Annotated in this window: 3 protein-coding genes and 1 pseudogene; 2 read left to right on the plus strand and 2 right to left on the minus strand. The window is 58.7% G+C overall.

The window, feature by feature from the left end; genetic code table 11:
* The coding region (locus tag IRZ24_RS17455) for a PASTA domain-containing protein (protein ID WP_297167038.1) at positions 1-1,354 on the plus strand (1,354 nt) is incomplete at its 5' end.
* 393 nt (positions 1,355-1,747) lie between these two features.
* Here the strand turns inward: IRZ24_RS17455 and IRZ24_RS17460 are convergent.
* Positions 1,748-2,581 carry a YjbE family putative metal transport protein gene (locus IRZ24_RS17460; protein WP_297167040.1) on the minus strand — a complete coding sequence of 278 codons (834 nt, stop codon included), beginning with the start codon at positions 2,579-2,581 and terminating at the stop codon, positions 1,748-1,750.
* Positions 2,582-2,998: 417 nt separating this feature from the next.
* Here IRZ24_RS17460 and otsB point away from each other — a divergent pair, with 417 nt between their 5' ends.
* A complete protein-coding gene (otsB, locus tag IRZ24_RS17465; RefSeq protein ID WP_297167043.1) occupies positions 2,999-3,844 on the plus strand; it encodes a trehalose-phosphatase in 846 nt (281 codons plus the stop codon).
* A gap of 59 nt (positions 3,845-3,903) precedes the next feature.
* Here otsB and IRZ24_RS17470 read toward each other — a convergent pair.
* Positions 3,904-4,167: pseudogene (locus IRZ24_RS17470) on the minus strand (hypothetical protein); the annotation flags it as partial.

The following is a 4,167-nucleotide window of genomic DNA, read 5'->3' on the forward strand; positions in this document are numbered from 1 at the left end:
TGCCAGCGTCTATAAGGATATCAATGCCGAGCGCTTGACAACCACCGGGATGACGCTCGGTACAGTGCAGTATTATGCTCCCGAACAGGCCCAGGGCGAGATTGTGAGTCCAGCCGCCGATGTCTATGCGCTCGGCATCGTGATGTACGAGATGCTGACCGGGCGCACCCCTTTTGAGGGCGATACGCCGGTGGCTGTGGCTATGCAGCATATCCAGGAGCCTCCGGTACCCCCCAGTCACTATAATCCGGCCATTCCGCCCGCGCTTGAGGAGATTATCCTGCGCTGTCTAGAAAAAATACCAGAGATGCGCTATCGTGATGGCAGCGCACTGGCCCGCGCTCTGGAAGCTCTTGGCGAAACTGAGCTTGCCGAGCCTGCCAGAGATGTGGCGGCAGCGCCAACTGTCGTCACTTCTCCATATCGCCCGTCGCTCGCTGGTGCCGGGCAGGGTCTGGTCAATGAGGCCCCGGCTCTGGCTGCCTCCGCAGGCTATGATCAGCAGCCTCATGCCGCTGGTGCTGTGACAGCCTCTCCCTATGCCCCTGCCGAGGTAGCTTCGGCTCCGGCGCCGGGTCCCTACGGAGGCTTTATTCAGTCTGGCACAACTCGTCCCTTTCAGCGCGATGCAATCGCCGGTGAGCGAGGCTCTCGCTTAGCTGGTATCATCACTGCTCTTATTCTTATCGCTACCGTTGTGCTCATCGGCTTTAGCGTCTATCTGGCTGCCATCCTGGGATTTGTGCCTTTCCTCCATCTCTCTACGCAGGCCACCCCTGCGCCGCCCGAAGTGCCAGTTCCTTCGCTGATCGGCCTCACTTATCAGCAGGCACTGACTCGCGCCACCAACGCTGGTTTCGTCCTGCAAGTGCACAATGGCCTGACCTCGGGCTATGTGGTGCGCCAATCGCCCCAGCCACCCGCTCTGGCCCCACGCGGCTCGACGATTCTGGTCGACCTGCAAGAACGACCCACGCGCGTGATTGTTCCTGATGGGCTGGTAGGCAATACGCTGGCGGGCGCGGAGCGTATCCTGCGCAGTCAAGGCATTCCCTTTACGGTGCAGTCTGATGGTGTTGATCCGACCAAGCCGGCTAACTATGTGGACCGCACATCGCCCAAGAGCGGCGAGGAGCTGCCTCAGGGCCAGAGCGTCATTCTCTACGTGGTCAATCTCAGTACCGGCTCACCGACAACGGCTCCATCGCCGACAGCAACAGAGAAGCCGTCGCCAACGCCAACGCCGTCGCCAACACCGACACCGTCGCCAACACCGTCACCGACACCGTCGCCAACACCGTCACCGACAGCGCATCCTCAGCCCAGCGCGACGCCGCCATCGCTGTTTCCCTAGGCAAGGCGTGGCCTGGGCCATTATCCTAGCCTGAGCCATACCAGTGGCTCGCAAGAGCGAAGCGTCCTCCTTTTCAAGAGGACTCGCCACTACCTGGCTTACATAGGGAAGGGACTTCCTGGACATCGGAAGTCCCTTCTTGCTGTCTTGATTATTCTAACCTGCCGGCCTTGGACCTCCCGTCCTGGCCTTGCTTGCCGAGACCGATCTTTCTCAGCCAGCAGAGCGTCGCAGGGTCTTTCTGTTAGCTCTGACCGCCCCCAGGTAAAAATGTCGCCTTCAGCTCAGGTCTCACGTCAAGACATTGGCAGCGCTAAGGGATCATCATGCCCACTGTTACCCCCATCTTGGCCCCACTCCATGCTCACAGAGCAGAGTCCTCTCTTTCTCAGATCAGCGAGAAGGTGGTGAGGAAGAATGCAAGTAACGCTGATGGCGCTGCTGGATATAGGCGACGAAGGCCATGATCCCTACAAAGAGGAACGCCCCTACATAGACAGCCATCTCATGATTCTGGAGGAAGCCAATTGCCGGATCGTTAATGATTAAGTTGCTTGCCACCCAGGCCAGAATAAAGCTGGCTACCAGGGTGAGGCCGGGTACATGACTAAGCAGCTCAGCTACCAGCGCACTGCCCAAGAGGAGGAGAAGAATACTGGTTAAGAGGCCGATGATCAAAACCAGAAGCTGCCCCTGAGCGATAGCCCCAATGGCGATCACGTTGTCGAGGCTCATGGTTACGTCAGCCACAACAATAGTGAGGAGAGCCAGCACAAAGCTGGTCGTTTCCGGCGAGAGACGATGCTCAAGGAAGCGGCGCAGATGGGGAGCTTTGTGCAAGATAGTATTAGCGCTCGCTGCTTCAGAAAGTGGCTGAGAGGCAGGTGAGGCACCATTGGCTGGAGCCGAGCGGACTGCACCCCTCGACTTTGATTGCTCTACAGGCCCTGTTCGATTAAAAAAGAGGCGCACGGCGATCGAGAGAACCAGGAGACCCCCAATAGCCTGGAGATAGGGAATCTGTAAGAGCCAGCTAGCCAGAGCAGTAAACGCAAGACGGAGGACAATAGCCAGACCTCCGCCAATAGCCAGGGCTGTCCAGCGCCGTTGCCGTGGAATGCCCACAGTGGCCGCACCAATGATCAGGGCATTATCACCACTCAACGCAAGATCGACCAGAATAATACCGCCGATGGTGCTCAGAAAGTGCAGCCAGGTCTGTGGCATCTCAAACCCCCTTCGTGAGATAAAGAAATGAAACGCCGTTCTCCGCAGAGCCAGCTCCTTGAGTAAGCCATCAGGCCAGAACAGAGAGGAGCAAAAGACGCACGAGCAGCGAGATGGCCGCTAACGCCATAAGACTTTGCCGCCCGGCACCTCTGCCACCTCGGCTGCGCGCACGGGGGCCATAGTTGCGAGCAGGAAGAGCCTGATTGCTGCGCTTGGACTATGAGGTCAGCCCTGCGATTAGAAACTGCGTCAGAAAGGCTCAAGGTTTATCTATTACATAGTACCACGCGAGACCCAAGGCGACAACACGGTGTGATAGAATGCAGGGCGCTCAGCCTCAGTCTGGCACCAGCAGCGGACAGGGCGAGCACGTCATTACAGCCAGATCCAGATAGGTACAGGTAAAGGAGCACCATGCTTAGTGCCGCAGTGCGCAACGTCCTGCAGACCCACCCTTGCGGGTTGACTTTCGATATCGATGGCACACTCAGCCCCATTGCCCCGAGCCCCGAAGCAGCCAGACTCTTTCCTGGTGTAGCAGGCCTGCTGGAACGTTTGCGGCCCTACGCCAGAGTGGCGGTGATTACCGGCAGAGCGGTTGTCAGCGCCGCCGCCCTGGTAGGCGTCGACGGAATCACCTACATTGGCAATCACGGTCTGGAGTGGGCCGAAGGCCTGCCAGAGCATCACCCGATCCAGCTACTGCCAGCCGCCGAAGCCTATCGCCTTTCAGCACAGCGGCTGCTCACACTGGCAGAGCAGCATCTGGCGCGCTCGTCACCTTGTGTACAGATCGAACACAAAAGCATCGGCGGAACGATTCACTACCGCCGCTGTCCTGACCCCGTCCAGAGTCGGCAGGAGATTCTAGAGCTGCTCCGAGAGCCAGCCCAGCAGGCTGGTCTCCAGCTCTCAGAGGGCAAAATGGCTGTTGAACTGAGAGTGCCCGGCCTGAACAAAGGTCAGGCCTTACAGCGCTTCATCGAGCAGCATCGACTACGGGGTGTGCTCTTTGCCGGCGACGACACCACAGACCTCGATGGAGTTGAAACGCTGCTGAGTCTGCGCCAAGAGGGGATCTGTCCGGCGGCAGTCACGATTGCAGTGCGTCACCCGGACACCCCTTCACGGCTGTTAGAGCGTGCAGATCTCATCGTCGAGGGAGTGGCCGGTATGGCAAGCTTGTTAGAGGAAATGGTGCTCTTTTTAGAGCAGGAGACTGGGACGTCCTCACCAGGCTGGCAGGAAAAGCGTGCGTAGTGGATTACCTCCACGCGCTTTTCTTGCCAGCCCGAAGACAGCGGCATCTCAATGCAGAGTCATCCTGCAGAAAGAGAGAGGGGGCTGGGCGCAAGCTCGGGTTCACTTTGCGCTTCGTCCTGATCACGTTGCCGCTCCTCGTTCGCAGCGGACAAACGGGCCAGGTCGAGCAGCTCATTGATATCCTCGATCTGACGGGTAAGCCAGGTGTGCAGATTATTCTGCTCCACTATCTGCCGGGCCAGCTTGGCCCGCCGCTCACGCTCTTCAGAGGGCAGCGTCAGAGCAGTATAGAGAGCCTCGGCGGTCTCGGCCACATCTAG

The sequence above is a fragment of the Thermogemmatispora sp. genome (genome assembly GCF_019683755.1).
Taxonomy (GTDB): domain Bacteria; phylum Chloroflexota; class Ktedonobacteria; order Ktedonobacterales; family Ktedonobacteraceae; genus Thermogemmatispora.

What these genes read in the sequence shown, in the direction of transcription:
- IRZ24_RS17460 (WP_297167040.1), bottom strand. Translation starts at nt 2,581, where the DNA reads ATGCCACAGACCTGGCTGCACTTTCTGAGCACCATCGGCGGTATTATT.
- otsB (WP_297167043.1), top strand. Translation starts at nt 2,999, where the DNA reads ATGCTTAGTGCCGCAGTGCGCAACGTCCTGCAGACCCACCCTTGCGGG.